The 17,929-nt window shown below is 67.1% G+C and carries 12 protein-coding genes and 1 pseudogene; 8 read left to right on the top strand and 5 right to left on the bottom strand.

Annotation, left to right across the window (positions count from 1 at the left end; translation table 11 throughout):
* Positions 1-37 precede the first annotated feature (37 nt).
* Positions 38-2,068 (bottom strand): TonB-dependent receptor, encoded by a 2,031-nt coding sequence (locus ACODSC_RS14955; protein WP_488814812.1) that lies wholly within the window; start codon positions 2,066-2,068, stop codon positions 38-40.
* Between the two features lie 159 nt (positions 2,069-2,227).
* The gene (locus tag ACODSC_RS14950) at positions 2,228-4,111 is read right to left on the bottom strand and encodes a PAS domain-containing hybrid sensor histidine kinase/response regulator (RefSeq protein WP_488814810.1); all 1,884 of its coding nucleotides are present in this window, start codon (positions 4,109-4,111) and stop codon (positions 2,228-2,230) included.
* Positions 4,112-4,313: 202 nt separating this feature from the next.
* Between ACODSC_RS14950 and ACODSC_RS14945 the strand changes: the two genes are divergently transcribed.
* The 8 genes from ACODSC_RS14945 to ACODSC_RS14910 are packed head-to-tail and all read left to right on the top strand — an operon-like array spanning position 4,314 to position 11,805.
* Positions 4,314-4,622 (top strand): STAS domain-containing protein, encoded by a 309-nt coding sequence (locus ACODSC_RS14945; protein ID WP_488814808.1) that lies wholly within the window; start codon positions 4,314-4,316, stop codon positions 4,620-4,622.
* On the top strand, positions 4,619-4,987 hold the full coding sequence (locus ACODSC_RS14940) for a response regulator (protein WP_346497421.1): 369 nt from the start codon (positions 4,619-4,621) through the stop codon (positions 4,985-4,987). Before ACODSC_RS14945 ends, ACODSC_RS14940 begins: the two co-directional genes overlap by 4 nt.
* A complete protein-coding gene (locus tag ACODSC_RS14935) occupies positions 4,984-6,984 on the top strand; it encodes a chemotaxis protein CheA (protein WP_488814806.1) in 2,001 nt (666 codons plus the stop codon). Before ACODSC_RS14940 ends, ACODSC_RS14935 begins: the two co-directional genes overlap by 4 nt.
* Entirely contained in the window at positions 6,981-7,508 is a 528-nt protein-coding gene (locus ACODSC_RS14930) for a chemotaxis protein CheW (protein WP_488814804.1), read from the top strand. The genes ACODSC_RS14935 and ACODSC_RS14930 overlap by 4 nt, the downstream gene beginning before the upstream one ends.
* A gap of 23 nt (positions 7,509-7,531) precedes the next feature.
* Entirely contained in the window at positions 7,532-9,343 is a 1,812-nt protein-coding gene (locus tag ACODSC_RS14925) for a methyl-accepting chemotaxis protein (protein WP_488814802.1), read from the top strand.
* Positions 9,343-9,834: a chemotaxis protein CheW gene (locus tag ACODSC_RS14920; RefSeq protein WP_488814800.1), complete on the top strand. Its 492-nt coding sequence runs from the start codon at positions 9,343-9,345 to the stop codon at positions 9,832-9,834. The genes ACODSC_RS14925 and ACODSC_RS14920 overlap by 1 nt, the downstream gene beginning before the upstream one ends.
* A gap of 34 nt (positions 9,835-9,868) precedes the next feature.
* The gene (locus tag ACODSC_RS14915) at positions 9,869-10,723 is read left to right on the top strand and encodes a CheR family methyltransferase (protein WP_488814799.1); all 855 of its coding nucleotides are present in this window, start codon (positions 9,869-9,871) and stop codon (positions 10,721-10,723) included.
* Positions 10,724-10,728: 5 nt separating this feature from the next.
* Positions 10,729-11,805: a protein-glutamate methylesterase/protein-glutamine glutaminase gene (locus tag ACODSC_RS14910; protein ID WP_488814797.1), complete on the top strand. Its 1,077-nt coding sequence runs from the start codon at positions 10,729-10,731 to the stop codon at positions 11,803-11,805.
* A gap of 48 nt (positions 11,806-11,853) precedes the next feature.
* Here the strand turns inward: ACODSC_RS14910 and ACODSC_RS14905 are convergent, their stop codons facing one another.
* The 3 genes and pseudogenes from ACODSC_RS14905 to ACODSC_RS14895 all read right to left on the bottom strand — a co-directional run.
* Entirely contained in the window at positions 11,854-13,599 is a 1,746-nt protein-coding gene (locus ACODSC_RS14905; protein ID WP_488814796.1) for a hypothetical protein, read from the bottom strand.
* An 873-nt stretch (positions 13,600-14,472) separates the two neighbouring features.
* Complete coding sequence (locus ACODSC_RS14900; RefSeq protein ID WP_488814795.1) at positions 14,473-16,851, bottom strand: EAL domain-containing protein; 2,379 nt, start codon at positions 16,849-16,851, stop codon at positions 14,473-14,475.
* Positions 16,844-17,929, bottom strand: a pseudogene (locus ACODSC_RS14895) (hypothetical protein); the annotation flags it as partial. The pseudogene ACODSC_RS14895 and the gene ACODSC_RS14900, both read right to left, overlap by 8 nt.

Raw genomic sequence — 17,929 nt, 5'->3', positions numbered from 1 at the left:
CCCCGCCCCCCCTTCGATCAACTCGATGCTTTTTGGATCAGAAGCGGTAGGCGACGCCCACACGCAGGTTGCGGCCCGGCAGGGGGGCGATGTCCTTGAGGAAGGAGGCGTGTTCGCGGGCTTCCTCGTTGGTCAGGTTCCGCGCCTCGGCGAACAGGGTCACGTTGCGCTGGGCGAACGGGCGCACCGCCACCGAGGCGTTGACCAGGGTGTAGTCGTCGGTGGGCAGCTCGAATTCGTTGGCGACGCGGTCCTGTTCGCCAACGTGGCGAACCTCGCCGCTGACGTCGAACTTGGTCGAGGTCCAGGCCAGGCGGCCGGTGACGGAATAGGGCGGGATCCGCGCGGCCGGGCCAAAGTCGGTCTGGGCGTGGACGTAGTCGGCCGACCCTTCAAGCGACAGCTTGCGATCACCCTCCTGCCACAGGGCGTAGGCGCCCTCCAGCTCGAAGCCATAGAATTTCGCGTCGGTCTGGGTGAACTGATAGACGGGAAACTCTTCGTTCTCTTCCTCGAACAGGAAGGTCTCGCCTGTCGCGCGCTCGTCGATGAAGCCGTCGTACCAGGAGTGATAGACGTGCAGATCGCCGGTGAAGCGACCGCGGTCGTAGTGGGCGGTGGCCTCCAGCGTGTTGACCTTTTCGGTGTCCAGCGTCAGGTCGCCGGTCTCATAGGCGGCGGTGGCGATGTGGACGCCGTCGGCGTAAAGTTCGACCTCGCTGGGCGCGCGTTCATTGTGCGCCAGGCTGAGCCCCAAGAACAGCCCCGGGGCGGGGCGGATGAAGGCGGCGATCGAGGCGGACAGGTTGTTGAACTCACGGTTCAGTTCGCTGTCGCCGCCGATCGGGGTGGCGCTCAGCTCGCGACGGTCATAGCGCAAGCCGCCCTCGAAGCCGTGGTTCCCGCGGTCCAGGCGCTGCACCGTATAGACGCCGACCTCGTCGATATCGACGGTCGGGACGAAGGCTTCCTCTCCGATGGCCTCGAAGTTGCGCGACAGGGTCTGGACGCCGATGGCACCGTTCCAGCCGTTGCGCTCACGCTGGACCAGGTCGGCGCGGCCTTCCCAGCCGTCCGAGTTGAAGATGGTGCCGGGCTCGCCGACATCCTCGAATTCGGTGTGGGTGTATTCGGCATGGCCGTAGGAGCCGCGAATGGCCGAGAACGGGCCGTCGTCGAAACGGTATTCGCCGCGCGCGTCCCAGCGTTCCTGGTTCAGCTTGATGAAGACGGATTCCTCGGCGACCGTGCCGTATTCGCTGTCGGTGTTCTTGTAGGAGACGCCGGCGAAGCCCTTGTCGCCGATATAGGCGCCGCCGACGCCCCACGCCTCAAGGTCGGTATAGCTGTTGGGCTGGCTGCCGGTGTCCACGCGTTCGACGCCTTCGGCGTCGGCCAGGCGCTGGGAGACGGCGGGGGCCGGAATGTCATAGTCGTCGGTCTTGCGCTTCACGCCATCGACGTTGAAGGCGAAGTGACCGCCGCCCACGGTGACGCGGACGAAGCCGCCGCGACCGTCATCGACGCTGGAGGCCTGGGTCGACACCACGCCGGAGATTCCGCCTTCGGGGATTTCCGTCGGGATGCGGTCGTCCAGCACATTGACCACGCCGCCGATGGCCGATCCGCCATAAACCAGGGTCGCCGGGCCGCGAATGATCTCGATGCGGTTGGCCTCGGCGGGGTCGGTGGCGACGGCGTGGTCGGGCGAGACCGAGCTGGCGTCGATCAGGCCGATGCCGTTGGTCAGCACCTGCACGCGCGGACCGCTGAGGCCGCGAATGACGGGGCGGCTGGCGCCGGGGGCGAAGTCGGTGGACCGAACGCCCGGTCGGCCGTTCAGCAGATCGCCCAGCGACGAGGCCGGCGCGGTGGCCAGGGTCTGTTCGTCCAGAACGTCGGTGGCGATGACCGAGGCGCGCTGGCTGATGCCATAGGGGGCGCCGGTCACGATCACGTCGTCCACGGTGACGGGGGTGTCGGTCGATTGGGCGGCGGCGGCGCCGGCCAGAACGGACGAACCGACGGCGGCGAGAAGAAGCGATCGCGAGATGGGGGAGGGGCGCATGCGGGGACCTTCGACAAAAGAACGCGTTCTGTTATGAGATAACATCACGGATGGTCAAGCTAATGTCGCATCTCCGTCGTGATCGACGGATGGTGTGGCGAATGGGAGACGCCCAGACCGGCGCCCGACCTGCGCGACCCGTCGGCGCGCCGCTTCAGATCAGCCGAAGGCGGCGGCGGGTTTCGGAGCAAGCGCGGCCTGGATCTCGCTGAGCAGCAGGGCCGAGGTAAACGGCTTGCCCACATGCCGATCGGCGCCGGCCAGCCGGGCGGCGGTGATGTGTTCCGGCTGGGTGTTGGCCGTCAGCATGATGACCGGCGCCGGCGGTCGCCCGGCGGCGCGCTCCGCCTGACGAATGTGCGAAACGGCGGTGATCCCGTCCATCCGGGGCATCTGGATATCCATCAGGATGACGTCGAACGCTTCGCGCCTGGCCGCTTCAACAGCCTCCACGCCGTCTTCGGTCAGGGTCACGTCGGCCATGCCCTCCAGCATGATCTCGACGATGCGCCGGTTGGTCGGATGATCGTCGGCGACCAGCACTCTCAGCCGGCTCTCCGTGCTCGCATCCGGACCGGCCGCCGCCACAGCCGTCAGCGGGACGTCCAGCCAGAAGATCGAGCCGCCGCCCTTGCGCGTTTCCGCATCGACCGCGCCGCCCAGCGCGCGTGCGTTCTCGCGCGCCAGGGCGAGGCCCAGACCCATGCCGCCGAACTTGCGGGTCAGGGTGTCGTCCTGCTGGCGGAAGGCGGTGAACAGGGCGTCCTTCGCCGTCGGATCGAAGCCGACGCCGGTGTCGATACAGGCGAAACGCACCGTACCGTCCGTAGACGGATCGACCTCCAGGCGCATCTCGCCCTGATCGGTGAATTTGACGGCGTTGTGCAGCAGCGGCGCCAGAACCCGTTCGATGCCGTCGGGATCACCGACGAAGGCGGCTGGCAACGACGGCGAGATTTCGACCGTCAGGGCCAGGCTCTTGGCCTGCGCCGAACTGCGGTGAGGATGGACGATACGTTCGATCAGCCCGGCGAGCTCGAAGGTCTCGAACCGTCGCGCCGCCTCGGCGCCGTCAAGGCGCGAGATGGCCAGCAGCTGCTGGAACCGCTCCTGAAGGGCGTCGGCCGAGGCGCGGATCATGGCCGTCACCTCCGCCAGATCGGGCGCGTCAGCGCGTCCGGCCAGCAGGTCCACACCCGCCATCACCCCGTTCAGGGGCGTGCGGATCTCGTGGCTGATGTTGCTGACGAAGGCGCTGCGGGCTTGGCCGGCCTGTTCGGCCTGCTCCAGCGCCTGATGCAGGGCGTCGGCGTCGCGCTGCTTTTGCGTGATGTCTTGCGTCAGGCCGATCAGGTGGCGAACGCCCTCGTCGTCATAGGTGGCGACCTTGGTCGAGGACAGGTAGCGTACGCCGCTGGGGGCGTGGTCCTCGTGGACCGCTGATTGGGACCCCATGCCGGGCGCGGCGTCGGACGCCCATTCGGCGAAGGCGGCGGGCAGGACGTCGGCGGCCCTCAACCCCGTCAGCCCCTCGAACTTGCCGAACAGTTTCTCGGCGGCGCGATTGGCCAGGATGTAGCGCCCGGTCCGCGCGTCCTTGACGGTCAGGGCCAGCGGCAGGACGTCGATGACGGTGTTCAGGAAGGCGGCGGATTCCGTTTCGGCGGTGACGTCTTCCGCCTTGACCAGGAAGCGCACGATCCGCCCGCCGGCGTCACGCACGGCGCTGATGGTGGTGTCCAGATAGACGCCGGCGGAGTCCGTCGCAGGGAAACGGGTGCGGAAGGCGAAGGGGCGGCCGGCCTGGGCTTCCTTGACGCCGCGGTCGATCGAAAAGCGGCAATCGGCCGGCCAGGCGTCGCGCCAGGCCATGGTGTGAGGGATCGGACGATCAGGCTGAAAACGCTTGGCCGCGAGATTGACGTGAACGATGCGCCCCAGCGGGTTCAACAACCAGATGTAGGCGGGCGAGGCATCCACGATCTGGGCATGGAAAAGGTCGCCCTCGCAAGGCGAATCCATGTTTGCACCGAGGTCGATCAATCCAGGCCTCCCGTTCAGCCATTCTGCTGAGCCTCACAGTTTAGAAGCGAGGAGATGAAGCCGAAGTGAATCTGACAGCCGGACGTTGCTTATGGTCTAGCTTAGGTACAATCCCCTAGGCCGGCCTTGAGCCGAGTTTAACCGCTGTCATCAACCATGTGGCTCAGTGACATGGCCTGCGCCATGGGGGTGTGGACCGATGATGACGAAGCGACTGCTGATAGACGCCGCCCTCGTGGTGAAGAACGTCGGCGTCATCCGCCAATCCATCCTCGATGCGTTCGAGGAGGCGGACACGATCAGCCTCGACCTCGTGGACGAGCAGGCGGTCGACCTGTGCGGCCTGCAGCTGATCGAGGCCGCACGGCGCCAGGCGCGCGCCGTTGGCAAGTCGCTGTTGCTGGAACGTCCGGGTACGGATTTTCGGCCTGTTCTAGACGCCGCCGGCTTCCTGACCGACGCCTCATCCGACGACCTCCAGTTCTGGCTCCACGAAGGAACCGCCCAATGACGGCTTCGATTCTCACGGTCGATGATTCTCCCAGCATTCGCGTGGCGCTGAAGATCGCCCTGACCAACGCCGGCTATTCGGTCGCCGAAGCCGGCAATGGCGTGGAAGGCATCGAAAAGGCCAAGGCCAGCGCCTTCGACCTGATCATCACCGACCTGAACATGCCGGTGATGGACGGCCTGACCATGATCGAGGAGATGCGCCGCATGCCCGATCAGATGGGCGTGCCGATCGTCTTCCTGACCACTGAATCCGACGAAGGCATGAAGGCTCGGGCCAAGGCGGCGGGCGCCACCGGATGGCTGACCAAGCCCTTCGACCCCGACCAGCTAGTGCGGATCGCCAAGAAGGTGCTGGGCCGATGAGTGACGAAGCCATCGCCGTCTTCCAGGTCGAGGCACGGGAAAACCTGGAAATCATCGAACAGGGCCTGTTGGACCTGCTGGAAAGGCCCGAGGATCGCGATCTGGTCGACGCCGTCTTCCGCGGCCTGCACACCCTGAAGGGGTCGGGCTCGATGTTCGGCTTCGACGCCCTGGCCGGCTTCACCCATCACTGCGAAACCGCCTTCGATCGCGTCCGCAAGGGCGAGGTGGCGGCGACGACCGACCTGGTGTCGGCGGTGCTGGCGGCGCGCGACCACATGCGTCGTCTGATGGAAGATCCGTCGGGCGATCACGGCGCAGCGGGCGATGTTCTGCTGGCCGACCTGGAGCGGGCGGTGCGCGAGGCGGACGGAACCGCCCCCGCCGTCGTCGCGCCGGGCCAAACGACCTGGCGGATCCGCTTCGATCTGCCTTCGAACGCTTTCAAGACCGGCGCCAATCCGCTGGCCCTGCTGAACGAACTGCGCGACCTGGGCGAGGCGCGCATCGTCGCCGACGCCTCGCGCGTCCCGCCGCTGGCCCAGATGGACGCGACCGACCACTATCTGGCCTGGGACGTCACACTGACGACCGACCAGGGACGGGCGGCGATCGAGGACGTCTTCATCTTCGTCATCGACGACATGAACCTGACGATCGAGGCGCTGGACGGCGCAGCGCCCGTCGAGGCCGTCGCCGAGGCGCCTGCGCCGGTGGTCGAACAGGCCGCCGCGCCGACGCCCGTCGTCGCCGCCCCTTCGGTTCCGGCTTCTCCGGTGGTCGCCAACGACCCGGTCGAGGCCGCCGCCAAGACCGCCAAGACGGCCGAGAGCGTGCGGGTGCCCGCTGATCGTCTGGACGAGCTGATGGACCGTGTCGGCGAACTGGTCATCGCCCAGTCGCGCCTCAGCCAGATCGCCCATTCGGGAACCGACACCGCCCTGCGCGCCGTGTCCGAGGAAATCGAACGCCTGTCCGGCGAGCTGCGCGACACCATGATGGTGCTGCGGATGGTGCCTGTGGCCACCCTGTTCGGCCGCTTCCGTCGCCTGGTCCACGACCTGGCGCGCGAGACGGGCAAGGCCATCGAACTGTCGACCGACGGCGAGACGACCGAGATCGACAAGACGGTCATCGAACGCCTGGCCGATCCGCTGGTCCACCTGATCCGCAACGCCGCCGACCACGGTCTGGAGACGGCTGAGGATCGCGCCGCCGCCGGCAAGCCCGCGACCGGCCGTATCCGCCTTTCGGCCCATCAGTCGGGCGGCGAGGTGGTCATCACCATCCGCGACGACGGCCGGGGCATCGACCGCGAGCGCGTCCGCGCCAAGGCCGAAACGCAAGGGCTGATCGAGCCGGGCGCCGCCCTGAGCGATCATGACCTGCTGCAGATGATCTTCCACCCCGGCTTCTCGACGGCGGCGGCGGTGACCAACCTGTCGGGCCGCGGCGTCGGCATGGACGTGGTCAAGCGCACCATCGAAAGCCTGCGCGGCTCAATCGACATCGCCAGCCGTCCGGGCGAGGGCTCGGAAGTGTCGCTGCGCATCCCGCTGACACTGGCCATCATCGACGGCCTTCTGGTCCGCGTGGGGCAGGGCCGCTACGTCATCCCGCTGGGCGCCGTCGAGGAATGCCTGGAGCTGTCGCTGGACGAGGACATGCGCTCGCGCGGCCGCAGCTTCATCTCCCTGCGCAACAGCCTGGTGCCCTTCCTGCGCCTGCGCGAGATGTTCGACACCGGCACCCAGCCCGAACTGCACCAGAAGGTCGTCGTCGTCTCGACGGGCGAGGAGCGGATCGGCCTGGTCGTCGATCAGATCATCGGCGACCACCAGACCGTCATCAAGTCGATGTCCAAGCTGCACGCCGGCCTGGCCACGTTCTCGGGCGCCACCATCCTGGGCGACGGCAGCGTCGCCCTGATCCTGGACGTCAGCCATCTGGTCGCGCTGGGCCAGCAGCAGGAGGCGCAGATGCGAGCCGCCGTATGACCGCCGCGACCGAAAAAGCCCTGTCCACGGCCGCGACCTGGGTCGGCGCCGACGATGTGGAGGTTCTGACCTTCGAGCTGAACGGCGAACTGTTCGCCCTCGGCGCCGTCCTGGTGCAGGAAATCACCGACCTGGTCGCCGAGACCGCCGTGCCCGGCGCCGGCGCCTTCGCCGGCAGCGTCATCAACTTCCGGGGCAAGGTCATTCCCTTGGCCGACCTGCGCACCGCCTTCGGCCTGGAAGCACGCACCGCCACGATCGACAGCCGCATCGTGGTCATCGAGATCGCGCTCGGCGGCGAACCGACCCTGGTCGGGCTGCGCACCGACAAGGTTCACGAAGTCACCACCCTGGCCCGCGCCGATTCAGAGGCGCCGCCCAGCGTCGGCATGCGCTGGCGACCAGAGTTCATCCAATGCCTGGTGAAACGGGAAGGCGAATTCATCGTCGTCCCCGACCTTCAGGCCATCTTCAACCAGCAACAGGACGCCCGCCAGCCGGTCGCGTCCAACACCCGTCATTGACCGGCTTATCGGGGGATCTGCCCATGCGTTTTACCATCAAAGCTAAACTGGCCGCCGGCTTCGGGATGATGATCATCCTGCTCATCGGCGTCGCAGGTCTGGGCGTCTATAGCCTGGGCAACCTCAACCAGGCGATCACCGACGTGATCGCCGGCCCGGCCAAGCGACTGGAGAACTCGCAGCAGGCGAACATTCGCCTTCTGGAATCGGTACGCGCCGAGAAGAACCTGATCTTGTCCACGACGCCTGAAGAGATGAGCCGCCACATTGCGACCGGCGAGCAGGCGCGCGAAGGGATGGCCGAGCTGTTGGCGACGGGCGAAGAGAAGGCTTCGCCGGCCGGCAAGGGCGACTGGCAGCGTCTCAATACCTTGTTGGCGCGCATGACGGCCTTGGAGAGCCGCATGGCCGAGCTGGTTCGCTCGGGACAGAACGCCCAGGCCGTCGCCCTGTCCAGCGGCGAGGGACGTGAAGTCGCCAATGAGATGACCGAGCTCTTCGACAAGATCGTCGTGCGCAACCAGGCTGCGATGGTCCAGGCCGATCAAGACACCAGCAACCAGTATGCCGAGACCCGCAATCTGGTGATCGGCATCACCTTGGCCGCCCTCGCCATCGCCGTGGCCTTCGCCCTGTGGATCGCCATGGGCATCAGCTCGGGGCTGAGCCGAATGATGAAGGTCGCCAACGCCGTCGCCATCGGCGACCTGGACGAGCGGGTCGAGATCAAGTCGAACGACGAGATCAAGGATCTGGTCAACGTCTTCAACACCATGACCGACAACCTGAAGGCCACCGCCTCCATGGCCGACGAGATCGCCAACGGCGACCTGACGGTCCAGCCCAAGCCCCTGTCGGACAAGGACACGCTCGGCCTGTCGCTGCAGAGCATGGTGGAGCGCCTGCGCGGCGTCGTCACCGACGCCCTGTCGGCCTCCGACAACGTCTCGGCCGGCAGCCAGGAACTGTCCGCCACCTCGGAACAGATGAGCCAGGGCGCGACCGAACAGGCCGCCGCCGCCGAACAGGCTTCGGCCTCGATGGAAGAGATGGCCGCCAACATCAAGCAGAACGCCGACAACGCCGCCCAGACCGAGAAGATCTCTCGCCAGTCGTCCAAGGACGCCGAAGCGAGCGGCGAGGCGGTCAACCGCGCGGTGGACGCCATGCGCACCATCGCCGAGAAGATCGGCATCGTGCAGGAAATCGCGCGCCAGACCGACCTGTTGGCCCTGAACGCTGCGGTCGAGGCCGCCCGCGCCGGGGAACACGGCAAGGGCTTCGCCGTCGTCGCCTCGGAAGTCCGCAAGCTGGCCGAACGCAGCCAGACGGCCGCCGCCGAGATCGGCTCCGTGTCGGGCGACACCGTCAAGGCGGCCCAGGAGGCCGGCGACATGCTGCAACGCCTGGTGCCGGACATCCGCAAGACCGCCGAACTGGTCTCCGAGATCAGCGCCGCCTGCCGCGAACAGGACATCGGCGCCTCGCAGATCAACGAGGCCATCCAGCAACTCGACAAGGTCACCCAACAGAACGCCGGCGCGTCCGAGCAGATGTCGGCGACCTCCGAAGAGCTGGCGGCCCAGGCCGAGGAACTGCAGACCTCGATCGCCTTCTTCCGCACCGACACGGCCGGCGCCCGCGCCCCGGCGCGCGCCGCAGCTCGGCCCTCGACCTTCAAGTCTTCGGCCAAGCCTGCCGCACGGCCGGCCCCCAAGGCCGCGCCCATGAAGCCGAGCGTCCACGCCCAGCAAGCTCGCGCCAAGGGCTTCGCCCTCGACATGGCCATGGGCGGCGCGGACGCCGAGGACATGGACTTCCGGGAGAGCGCCTGATGTCCGGCGCCGAATCCGGCCAGTACGTCACCTTCGGCCTGGGCGATGAAGTCTTCGCCGCCCCGGTCGGTCTGGTGCGGGAGATCCTGACCTATCAGGCGCCCTCCCGCATCCCCAACGGTCCCGCCTATCTGCTGGGCCTGACGGATGTGCGCGGACGCGGCGTGCCCACGGCGGATCTTCGGATCCGCCTGGGCATGGCCCCGGTCGAGCCGACGCTGAACACCCGCATCCTGGTGCTGGACATCCCGCTCGAGGATCGCGTGCTCAGCCTGGGCCTCGTGGCGGACCGGGTGTTCGAGGTCGCCGTCTTCGACGCCGACCAGATCGAACCCTCGCCCGACATCGGGGTGAAGTGGCGCTCGGACTATATCTCGGGCGTGGTGCGTCGGGCGGACGGTTTCGTCGTCCTGATCGACCTGGCGCGCCTGCTGTCCACCACCGACGCCGCCGCCCTGGCGTCGATGTCGGACGTCGACCGCGCGGCCTGACGGCCGCCGGTCCTTTTCCCGAAAGAGAATCGCCTTGTCCCAAGCGGCGCTGGACCAGTCCGCCCCGATCATTGACCAGATCAGCGCCCGCAACTTCGAGCGGTTGGCGCGCTACATCTACGACTACAGCGGCATCAAGATGCCCTCGTCGAAGCGCACCATGCTGGAGGGGCGCCTGCGCCGCCGGTTGCGCAGCACCGGCCACGCCACCTTCGACGCCTATTGCGACTATCTGTTCAAGGACGAGGGGCTTGAAGCCGAGTCCGTCTATCTGATCGACGCGGTCACGACCAACAAGACCGACTTCTTCCGCGAGCCGCGCCACTTCGACTATATGACCAGCCACGTGCTGCCTGAGTTCAAGTCTGCGGGCCTGCGCCGGATTCGCGCCTGGAGCGCCGCCTGTTCGACCGGCGCCGAACCCTACACCATGGCCATGGTCATGCAGCAGTTCGCCGACGACCAGGGCGGCCCGGACTATCAGATCCTCGGCACCGACCTTTCGACCGACGTCCTCCAGACCGCCCTGCGCGGCGTATATCCCAACGAGATGCTGGGCCCGGTGCCCGCCGACATGCGGCGCTGGGTCATGAGCGCGCGCGACGGCGCCCGGCGCGAAGGCCGCATCCATCCCTCGCTGCGGGCCAAACTGGCTCTCGGGCGGGTCAATCTGATGGACGACAGCTATTCGGTCGGCGATCCGTTCGACATGATCATGTGCCGCAACGTCATGATCTATTTCGACAAACAGACCCAGGCCAAGGTGCTGACGCGGTTGTGCGACCGGCTGAAGCGCGGCGGCTATCTGTTCATCGGCCATTCGGAAAGCATCACCGGCATCGATCTGCCCTTGATCACCGTGGCCAACACCGTCTTCAGAAAGACCTGATCCCCATGCCCAAGGTCCGCGTCCTGGTCATCGACGACTCGGCCAGTGTCCGCCAGACCCTGGTCGACATCCTTTCGGCCGATCCCGGCATCGAGGTCATGGGCGTCGCCTCTGATCCCTTCGTCGCTGCGCGCCGCATCGCCGAGGACGTGCCCGACGTCATCACCCTGGACGTCGAGATGCCGCGCATGGACGGTATCACCTTCCTGCGCAAACTGATGTCCCAGCGGCCGATCCCGGTGGTCATGTGCTCGTCCCTGACCGAGGCCGGGTCCGAGACCCTGATGCAGGCGCTGGAGGCCGGCGCGGTCGACATCATCCTGAAGCCGCGCATCGGCGCCGCCGATCACCTGGCCGAGAGCGCCGAGCGCATCCGCGACGTGGTCAAGGCCGCCGCCCGCGCTCGCCTGGGCGACCGCCGTCCGCAGAAGCGCGCGCTGGACCCCGGCACGAAACTGACCGCCGACGCCATGCTGCCTCCGCCGTCCGGCGCGGCCATGGCGCGCACGACCGAAATGGTCGCCTGCCTGGGCGCCTCGACCGGCGGCACCGAGGCCCTGCGCGAAGTCCTTCAGGCCCTGCCCGCCAATGCTCCGGGCGTCGTCATCGTCCAGCACATGCCCGCCGGCTTCACCGCCGCCTTCGCCAAACGGCTGAACAGCCTGTGCGAGGTCGAGGTCAAGGAGGCCCAGCACGGCGATCCCGTCCTGCGCGGCCACGTCCTGATCGCACCCGGCGACAAACATATGCTGCTGGAACGCCACGGCGCCCGCTATCAAGTGGCGATCAAGGACGGTCCGCCCGTCTCGCGCCACCGCCCGTCCGTGGACGTCCTGTTCCGCTCGGCCGCCCGCGCGGCCGGCCGCAACGCCATGGGCGTCATCCTGACCGGCATGGGCGACGATGGCGCGCGCGGCCTGCTGGAGATGAAGGAAGCGGGGGCGATCACGGTGGCCCAGGACGAAGCCACCTCGGTCGTCTTTGGCATGCCCAAGGAGGCCATCGCCCGCGGGGCCGCTCAGAAGGTCATGGCGCTGGAGCATGTCGCGCGCGAAATCATGGTCGTGGACCGGTCGCGCTGACCGAAGACGGCCGCCAGATTTAAGTCTGGCCGGCGTTCGATCCGGCGCTCAGAACAGGATGTCGTCGAACTCTTCGCCGGCTTCGGCGGCGACCGGCTCCGACGCCGGCGTCGTGGCGTCCTCGGTCGCGGCCGCAACGGCATGGGCGGCGTGGATCGTGCGTTCGCGGGCCATGGTGTAGCAGACGGCGATCTCGGCCATGGCGGCGTCCAGCACCTCGACGATCTCGGTCAGGTCCTCTTCCACCGGTCCCGCAGCCTCGGCAAGGGCGATGGCGGCGGTGTGCAGGGCGTCGCCCAGGTCTTCCTTCAGGCTCAACTGGCCCACGGCCGACGACAGCGACTGGGCGGTCGCCTCGCTGTGGCTGCCCAGCCCGGCGAGATCATGCTCCACCACGTCTGCGGCCTGGCGCAGGCGGCTGCGGACGGCGTCCAGACGGGCGGCGTCGACGCGGTCGTCGCCGTGGGTGTCCAGATCCATGTCCCCGGCCAGATCCGCCAGGGCCCTGAGCGATCCCAGCGTCTGGTCGGCGGCTTCTTCCAACTGACCCGCATGGCTGCTCAGCTCCACGGCGATGACGCTCAGCGGCTTGCCGATCTCGCCCAGGCGGTTGCATCGCAGGCTCGAGTTGATCGCCATCTGCTGGATGTCGCGCTTGACGCGGTGGATGGCGTCGACGCGGCCGGTCAGGGCGTCGACCGCCGAGACGGTTTCGCTGCTGATCCGGTGGGCGTTGGTCATCGCCGCCGTCACGTCCTCGACCAGCAGACCGGCCTCGCCCAAGCTGTTCTCCAGCGCGCGCAATCCGCCCTGACCGCGAGAATCGAACAGGTCGTGCACGACCAGAATCTGGGCCGTGTCCTGCGCCATGCCGGCCAGGCCGCTCATGACCTTGGCGGCCTCCGTCTCGAAATCGGTGGCGATGTCCGCCATCTGGTCGGCGACCAGATGCAACAGGCGGCGTTCGACGCGGTCGCGGGCTTCCTGCGACAGGTCGGCTTCGCGTTGCACGCGCGCCGTGACTTCCAGGCCCAGCTGGACGTGTTCGATCCGCTGGCGGGTGATGTCCCCGATCTGCAGGGCCATCAGGGCCTTGCCGACCTTCATCTGAATGTCGCGCGCGATCGCGGCCACCGATCCGGCGACCTGGGCGATGCGGGTGTGATGGGACTGGATGGCCTCGGCGTCGATCGCCAGCTTGTTCGGAACCGCCGGGATCAGCGCCTTATACTTGCCGTTCAGGCCCAGTTCGAACACCTTGGCGGCCTCCAGACGCGAGCCCAGGCTGCGGATTTCCTCGCCCAGATCGTCGAGTTGCGACACGCCCAGATCCAACTGGTCGCACATGCGCTCGGCGAAGCCCGAAAACTCGTCCGACGCCCGGATCGTGGCGCCGGCGGTGATCTTCACGTTTAGCGCAAACGCCCGCAGATAGCGCAGCGTGGTGCGCATCTCGTCGATGTGGGATTCCAGCGCCCCGCTGGCGGCGCCCAGCTTGGCCAGATAGCCGACGCGACCTTGCTGGGCGTCGGGCAGGGCGTTCAGCCCATCGGCGGTCGACAGCAGTTCCTGCGTGGTCTGCGCCACCGTCGTGACGTTCAGCGTCACGCCCAGCCGGTCCAGCGACTCGATCAGGCGTCCCACCATGTCGAGCGACCCCGCCAGCCGTCCGCCCGCGTCGGAAAACCGGCTTTCGATCAGGGCGCGCGCGGACTCAAGCTGCGCGCTGATGCCTGCGTATCCAGAGGCCGAACAGGCTGCGACGGCAGCAGAATTATGCGCTTGTATCTGCACGAACCATCTCGTTCTGAGGGCGACGCCCGAAGCGTAGCCGCGACATGACAATTGTCCGTAAACGTCCCCAGGTGCCAATCGCAGCCGATGCGATCAAACCGTTCGGCAGGGAGACGGTGCGCCGCCGCGATGATCCTGAGAACTATTCAGCCTTTGTCGATTGGGCAGCTTGAATATCCGTTCCCTCGCGTGAACGCCGAAGTCGCGACGCGGTCCACAGCGGACATCGCTGTCTCTGATAAGGTCGTGGAATGAAATCACCACGAAACTCACTGAGCGCACCATACCGGCTCCAAGGTGCCGCATGGATACCCGCAGAGCTGGGGATTTGGGTGGGGACGGATATCGGTCGAGCTATCCTCGGATAAACTGGACTGCGAATTTATATCTCACGTTTTCTCGCGACCAATCCAGTGAACGTCTGTCTAGGTCCCTGACCCTTGCAGCATTGTGCGTATGGATCGGTTTCCACGCGTTCGCGCTTTCCTGCGAAAGGGACAATCAATTAGCTACAACCGACAGGGCGATCTGAAATGGCGCGGCTCCCGGCACGGAGTATCTCCAACGCTTCATACAACTGGCCTCACGGTATGAAGCGATCGTAAATCTAGAGGGTCAGTGCCTCAAGCTAGGGGCAGGCGGGCTCAAACATCCAAGTTGGGTGCCTAGCTAAGGCGTCTCATTTGGTGCTGCAATGGTGCTGGCACTTGGCGTCGAGCAACGGCGATGATCATCGGGAATTTCCGAGACTAGGAATCACACCGCAGGGCGGGCCATTGGATTCCCCTTCAGGTCAGATAGGGTTAGTCAGTTTATACAGTTAAAGATGAGATATCTGGCGCTAGCAAGGTGGATGAATACTTGCGAAAATGATCACCCTGTAGGGGAGGTGGCCTCTCCTTGAGGCGTACGCATAAGAAATAGCTGCAGCTCTCCGCAGGGCAGCGGCCGGGAAACCCAATAGCCCTGGATCGTGTCGCAGCCGAGCGACGCCAGCGCGGCGAACATCTCGGCGGTCTCCACGCCCTCGGCGACGACCGTCATGCCCAGACCATGCGCCAGATCGACCGTCGATTTGAGGATCAGTCGATCGCGCTGACTTTCGACAACGTCGAGCACCAGGGAGCGGTCGATCTTGAGCTCGTCGGCGTTGAGCATCTTCAGATAACCGAGCGACGACAGGCCGGACCCGTAGTCGTCGATCGAGATACGAACGCCTGCGGCCTGGTAGACCGCGATCGCCTCGGCGGCGATCCTGGGGTTTTCGATGACGGCGGTCTCGGTGATTTCGAAGATGAGGTCGGCCCCGCTGCCGTCGATGAGATCCAGAGCCTGTTTGCGGAAAGCGTCGTCTACGAGAAGCCGTCCTGACACGTTCAGAGCGATCGCAATCTCGAGCCCGTGTTCACGCAGGTCTCGATGGTCCTCGATCGCCTTTGCGATGCTCCATTCGGTGAGCGCCCGGATTTGCCCGGTCTGCTCGGCGATGGGGATGAACAGGTCCGGTCCGATCCGGCCGCGAGCGGGGTGATGCCAGCGGCACAGCGCCTCGACCGACGCAATCCGGCCGTCCGAGGTCTTGCGCTTGGGCTGGTAGTGCAGGCTGACGTCGCCGGCGCCCAGGGCGTCTCGAAGCTCGGACATCAAGGCCAGATTGTTGTCCGGATCGACGAAGGTCGCCTCGTCATAGACGACGGTGCGGTCTTCCGATTGGCCGGCGTGGTTCAGGGCCGTCGTGGCCCGCTCGATCAGGGCGTCGCCGCTCGCCGACGCGGTGTCCTGGGACGCGCTGCCGATCCGCACGAAGAGATCGAGCGGCTGACCCTCGACGGTGAAGGTCGTCTCCAGCGCCCGAAGGGTTTGGGCGAGCCTACGCTGCTCGTCGGCGGAGAGGTCCGCGCGTGAAAAGGCCAGGACGGAAGACGATAGCTGGGCGACCAGCCCCACGTCCGCGAGCGCGGCCGTTCGCTCCGCCAACTGAACCATGAGCTTGTTGGCGATGTCGTAGCCGGCGACGCCCCGCATCTCGGCGTGGCGATCCACCCCGATCGCGAAGACGGCCACGCCGACGTCCGACGCCGCGACCTTTCGCTCAATGTCGGAAAGCAGCGCGCGTCGGTTGGGAAGGCCGGTCTCCGGCTGGTGCATCGCCAGATGTATCAAGCCCGCCTCACGCGCATCGACGATGGCCCTGGCCTGACGACTGAGTTCGACCCGCGTCGCCCAGATCACCATCAGGACCTGGGTTCCGAGGAGAGCGGCGATGTCGATGCTGACCGGCAGTCGCCACTGCAAGAGCGTGGGCGTCACGACGATGAGAGCCAGCGCGGCCAAATGGCGAAGGACCAACCCGCGTAGCGCGGACCCGCCAACACGCACGGGCTGAAGCGTCAGCACCAGCAGACCGCACAGGAACAGAAGCGCGAAAGGGCTGAGGCTCATCAGAGCACGCCCGCCGGCCAGGCTCTCATAGGCGAGCGCGTGGATGATCACACCCGGCAGCAGACCCACGGGCGTTGCAAACTCATCGCCCAGCTCCAGGGCGGTCGCGCCGATCATCACCGTCCGGCCGCGCACCAGCGACGGATCGAACCGTCCTTGGTAGATGTCCTCGAAACTGACATGGGGAATCGACGCCTGGTCGATCCCGAAATCCACGGTGAACGCTCCTTCGCGTGCGGGCGCGCCGGCCATCAGCGCGGCCACCGAGGGCGGACCGTCGTCCGGGCCGCCATAGTCGTAGTGACGCACGCGTCCGTCGCCATCCACCGGCACATTGACCGAGGCGAGCAGGGAATCCTTCAGCAGCGGCGCGATGGGGCGATTGCCCCAGACCCGACGCTCTCCCCCGCCATAGGAGTCCATCTGCTCGAATGTGGCGAGGGCCACCTGCCCGGGGCGCCGTGAGACGGCCGCAGCGAGCGCCGCGTCCGAGCTCGGGTTCGAAGGCGCGCTGAAATCGACATCGACAGCGACCAGCGTCGCGCCCGCCTCGAAGAGGTTGTCGATCGCCTGGGCGTATCGCCGCCGGTCCCAAGGCCAGGCGCCGGCGTCGGCGAGACTCTTTGAATCGATTTCGACGACGGTGAGCGTCTGTCCGCCTTGCCGGTCCAAGATCGCGAAACGGGTTGCGGCGATGACGTCGTCGATCGGGCGGAAGGCGCCGACCGACACCCCCGTCGCCACGACGCAGAGAATCAGCAAACTCAAGACACCCGCGCGGGCCCGGGCGGACCGCATCAGATCAGCCATTCTCATGGTCACATCGCCTGGGGCGGTGGGCCGCCTTTAGGCTTGCCGCCTGGCCCGCCATTGCCGGAGCCCCCGCCGTTGCCGTTGCCGTTGCCGTTGCCGTTTCCGGGACCGCCGGGATCGCCGTTGCCGGGCTTGCCTCCAGGTCCGCCTTCGCCGGGGCTGCCGCCTCCATTGCCGCTGCCGGGGTTGCCGCCACCGTTGCCGTTGCCCGGATTGCCGCCCGGTTCGCCGTTACCCGGGTTTCCGGGATTCCCGCCGGGCCCACCGTTGCCGTTCCCCGGATTGCCGCCGGGCGCGCCGTTGCCCGGGCCACCGCCAGAGTCGCCCCCTCCGTTGCCGGTTCCGGGGTTGCCCCCGCCGTCGCCTTCGCCTGGATTACCTCCAGGCCCGCCGTTCCCCGGGTTGCCGCCACCGTTGCCGTTGCCAGGATTGCCCGCTCCGTTACCGTTGCCCGGATTGCCACCGGGCGCGCCATTGCCTGGGCCGCCGCCAGAGTCGCCCCCTCCATTGCCGGTTCCGGGGTCGCCCCCGCCGTTGCCTTCGCCTGGATCGCCTCCAGGCCCGCCGTTCCCCGGGTTGCCGCCACCGTTGCCGTTGCCCGGATTGCCGCCCGGTCCGCCATTGCCAGGATTCCCGGGATTACCGCCCGGTCCGCCGTTGCCGGGATTGCCAGGGTTGCCCCCTGGTCCACCGTTGCCGGGGTTGCCAGGATTTCCGCCCGGTCCGCCGTTACCGGGGTTGCCAGGATTGCCGGGATTCCCGCCCGGTCCTCCGTTGCCGGGGTTGCCTGGGGTGCCGCCCGGACCGCCGTTGCCGGGGTTGCTTGGGGTGCCGCCCGGATCGCCGTTGCCGGGGTTGCCGGGATTTCCACCTGGTCCACCGTTGCCAGGATTGCCGGGATTGCCGCCCGGTCCCCCGTTGCCGGGGTTGCCTGGGGTGCCGCCCGGACCGCCGTTGCCGGGGTTTCCGGGATTCCCGCCGGGTCCGCCATTGCCGGGATTGCCCGGATTGCCGCCCGGTCCTCCGTTGCCGGGGTTGCCTGGGGTGCCGCCCGGACCGCCGTTGCCGGGGTTGC

It is taken from the genome of Brevundimonas sp. FG128 (assembly GCF_057809775.1).
This window is presented reverse-complemented; position numbering and strand designations above follow the sequence as displayed.

Coding starts and splice junctions, on each gene's coding strand:
- ACODSC_RS14925 (WP_488814802.1), top strand. CDS start 7,532: ATGCGTTTTACCATCAAAGCTAAACTGGCCGCCGGCTTCGGGATGATG.
- ACODSC_RS14935 (WP_488814806.1), top strand. CDS start 4,984: ATGAGTGACGAAGCCATCGCCGTCTTCCAGGTCGAGGCACGGGAAAAC.
- ACODSC_RS14900 (WP_488814795.1), bottom strand. CDS start 16,851: ATGGCTGATCTGATGCGGTCCGCCCGGGCCCGCGCGGGTGTCTTGAGT.
- ACODSC_RS14945 (WP_488814808.1), top strand. CDS start 4,314: ATGACGAAGCGACTGCTGATAGACGCCGCCCTCGTGGTGAAGAACGTC.
- ACODSC_RS14940 (WP_346497421.1), top strand. CDS start 4,619: ATGACGGCTTCGATTCTCACGGTCGATGATTCTCCCAGCATTCGCGTG.
- ACODSC_RS14955 (WP_488814812.1), bottom strand. CDS start 2,068: ATGCGCCCCTCCCCCATCTCGCGATCGCTTCTTCTCGCCGCCGTCGGT.
- ACODSC_RS14910 (WP_488814797.1), top strand. CDS start 10,729: ATGCCCAAGGTCCGCGTCCTGGTCATCGACGACTCGGCCAGTGTCCGC.
- ACODSC_RS14930 (WP_488814804.1), top strand. CDS start 6,981: ATGACCGCCGCGACCGAAAAAGCCCTGTCCACGGCCGCGACCTGGGTC.
- ACODSC_RS14920 (WP_488814800.1), top strand. CDS start 9,343: ATGTCCGGCGCCGAATCCGGCCAGTACGTCACCTTCGGCCTGGGCGAT.